General features: G+C 30.3%; 4 protein-coding genes and 1 pseudogene. 3 read left to right on the top strand and 2 right to left on the bottom strand.

The genetic code is table 11. The features are described from left to right. Nucleotides 1-155 precede the first annotated feature (155 nt). The 3 genes from ACFIO3_RS10430 (at nucleotide 156) to sodC (ending at nucleotide 1,744) form a co-directional block, all read left to right on the top strand. Nucleotides 156-500 (top strand): hypothetical protein, encoded by a 345-nt coding sequence (locus ACFIO3_RS10430; RefSeq protein ID WP_375608363.1) that lies wholly within the window; start codon nucleotides 156-158, stop codon nucleotides 498-500. Then, a complete protein-coding gene (locus ACFIO3_RS10425) occupies nucleotides 478-834 on the top strand; it encodes a hypothetical protein (RefSeq protein WP_375608364.1) in 357 nt (118 codons plus the stop codon). Before ACFIO3_RS10430 ends, ACFIO3_RS10425 begins: the two co-directional genes overlap by 23 nt. Before the next feature lie 382 nt (nucleotides 835-1,216). Further along, nucleotides 1,217-1,744, top strand: coding sequence for a superoxide dismutase [Cu-Zn] SodC (gene sodC, locus ACFIO3_RS10420; RefSeq protein WP_375704426.1), 528 nt, complete (start codon nucleotides 1,217-1,219; stop codon nucleotides 1,742-1,744). Between the two features lie 621 nt (nucleotides 1,745-2,365). On the opposite strand, the gene ACFIO3_RS10415 is transcribed toward sodC, so the two are convergent. After that, on the bottom strand, nucleotides 2,366-2,851 hold the full coding sequence (locus ACFIO3_RS10415; RefSeq protein ID WP_375608366.1) for a hypothetical protein: 486 nt from the start codon (nucleotides 2,849-2,851) through the stop codon (nucleotides 2,366-2,368). Between the two features lie 195 nt (nucleotides 2,852-3,046). Beyond that, nucleotides 3,047-3,266, bottom strand: a pseudogene (locus ACFIO3_RS10410) (HrgA protein); the annotation flags it as partial.

The following is a 3,266-nucleotide window of genomic DNA, read 5'->3' as shown; positions in this document are numbered from 1 at the left end:
TAATAATAAAAATAAATAATAAAAAATATTTTTATTTAATCAATAAATTTTTATAACTTTTTGTTATTAAGTATAATATTAAAAATAAAACCATCTTGGGAACCTGTTAGCAATACAAAGGTTAATAAAGTGTTGTTTCAACAGCAGGTGACAAGATGAAACTAAATAACTTTTTAAAATTAAGTGTTTTTATTATGATGATTGTATCTGTCTCGTTGATAGTCACGACTTCAATCAGTGACGTTTTTCACCTTCCTTATTGTCAAACCTTTACCTATACCTCTACTCAAAATATCACTAAAATAGGTCAGAATTCATTTACTGCCTCACAAATTAAAAACTGTCTTATGCAAAATGGTTTTGAGAATATTAAACGATTACGTTTAGATGACAAAGGTATCTGGCGAGCTTTAATAAAATTTAAAAACTCTCATTTTCTCGTATCCATTGATTATTCAGGAACCGTTACCATTCAAAATGAAAGAAAAAAATATGATTGATTTTAAAACTTACAGCTCTGTTTCTTTTCATAATTATAAGACAAATTTTTTCAAAAATTGCTGGCATTCCATTAAAGAATTTGCTTTCATCGGGGTATTAAATGGTAGCCTATCAGGAGCAATCGCAGCAGCTCTTGCAGCTTATGGTTATATTGCTCTTCCAGGATTTGGTCCAGTTATTGCAATGGGTATAGGGGTAGCACTTTCTGCTGGAATGATAATAGGAGCGCTGATAGGATTAGGAATGGGGGGGAGTGTCGGTATATGCTGTATTTTATGGGAGAGTTATATGAACCATAATAGTCCTTTCTCTTATAAATTTCACAATGAATAGAAAAGTTCTCATTTTTGATGAAAAGATCATCATATTATAAATGAAATAATAGCTAACTTATTAAAATTCCTTATTTAATTTCTTATTATATCTCAAAAAGTAGATTTTTTAAAAGCATCTCTTGAAGAAATGTAAGTGAGATATAATTATCCACCTATAAAAGCTACATTATTTATAAATAAATTTTATAAATAAAAAAATGAGATATATGTTTAGAAATATACTTTAATTTATTTACTATTTCTAAAAAGTAATATTTATTTATGAAGTATTTTTCTAAAAAATCAATTTTAGTAAATTATAAATATATCCAATTAAGCATAATATTGAATTAATAATTTTTTATAGCTAAAATTATTTAAATTAAATATAAAGGTATTTTATGAGAAAAATATTATTATCATTATTCGTTTTTATGGCATTTTTAATTCATAAAAACTCTGCGTTAGCAATATCGACACAAGTAAATATTTATAAACTAGAAGCTAATAATTCTAAAAAGGCTATTGGTAGCATTAAAATTGAAGAAAATACATACGGTTTAATTTTCATACCCAATTTATCTACTTTACCAGAAGGGATGCATGGTTTTCATGTACATGTAAATCCTTCATGTGATACAAAAGATGGCATAATAGGTGGAAGCGCGGGTGGACATTATGATCCAGAGCATACTGGGAAACACTTAGGACCCTATAATGTCAATGGTCATCTTGGTGATTTACCGGCACTTTATGTTGATAAGCAAGGAAATGCCGTAATGAGCGTTCTTGCTCCACGATTAAAAACAATCTCTGAAGTTAAAGGGCGCTCATTAATAATTCATTTAGGAGCTGATAATCAATCAGATAAACCATTACCGCTTGGCGGAGGGGGTGCACGTTTGGCGTGCGGTATTATTGAAAAATAAATAGAATATTATGTTACACACACTCTCTTGAGCATAAGAGATGATAGAAATTTATTTTTTAAATCCATTTCAAGAAATGAAGTAAACTATGTGAATATTTTATAAAATTGATATTTCTTTTTAAATGTTTAATACAGAGAACAAAGAACTTAATAATAATCAGAACGAACAGCAATCGAAACTGAGGGAATAGTAGAATAAATGCTTTGTAAAAAAACTTCAATATGAGGAAGCAATATTTTTAATGCTTGATGTAAACAGAAGCAACAAAGTCTAATTTCACTCTCTACAATACAAATGTGTAATGAATTATAATCATTGAGTTTAAGGTATTTAATGGGATCACGCCCTCATACAAAATAGAATACTCAAAAAACTTTCACTTGCCCCCTCCTTACCTCCCCTCTCGTGAGAGGCACAAAAAACAACCTTGATTGATTAACACCAATATAAGATAGTTTAAAATGATTGAATGCTACGATATTCAAACTTCTCATTAAGTAAAAAATACCAATTATCATTATAAATCAATATAATCAATCAAATAAAATAGTTAGAGTAATTTTTTGTCACTCTGAACAAAAGAGCTTTTAAACAATAAAACCTTTTTTAAAATACCCCTCATGGATCCATATGATCCCAATCCAATGGACGCATTTCGCCAGTTTGATAAAATTGACGAATGAGTTTAATATAATCAAGAAAGTCTTTATTTTCTACCACTAATCTATTAGCAGTATCCCAATCAATATCACTACGTTCCTTCGCTGGAATTATGATCTCACTCTCGGAAGAATTTTCTTTATCAAGTCTTATAAATCCAATTCCATGCAAACTTGAAAGCATCCGAAGCTCTTTTAATGTATCAATACCTTCAATTTCACTAGCAACTAAATAGCTCAAATTAGCCCATGAAGAATTGCTAACTGTTTGAAAAAATGCTTTCCGTAAATTTGAACGATTAATGAGAATTTTAACTTCAAAAGACCAAAGCTTTGTCTTTTTATCAAAATATTGCAAAACACAGTCTTTGATTTCGCGATTCCATTCCCTGCTTAAACCTTGCATCCCTACGAGATCTGGATAAAGCCATTTATTGCCGCCCACACCATGTTTATTACGAGAACATTTCTCATTAATGCGTTTGCTGTAAACAGCAAGTTCTGTCCATAAAAATTTAGATAATAACGGATAAAGATCATGCTCTTTAACAGAGCCATCTTCTGGCCTATAATCTACATTGTCCTCTGCTGCATCAATTTCAGCGCTATCTGTTTGTTTAGTAAAATAATACTGCCGCAGTCATCCTTCAGTGGTTTTAATTTCTGGATAACGCTTTTGTAATTGAGAGCGCAGAGACCCTATTTCAGCAACAATTTGCTGAATAAGAGCTGCATCACTATGAAGGGGAGAGATTATTGCCGTTGAACGCTTTTGTTTTTGGCGGCATTTTTCTGGATAATTCTCAAATATCCATTGAGCAATTTCTCGAGCTGTAAATTTTTTTGTCGGGTTTTTCTTT

This window comes from Bartonella sp. AD328YNZD (assembly GCF_042196425.1).
This window is presented reverse-complemented; position numbering and strand designations above follow the sequence as displayed.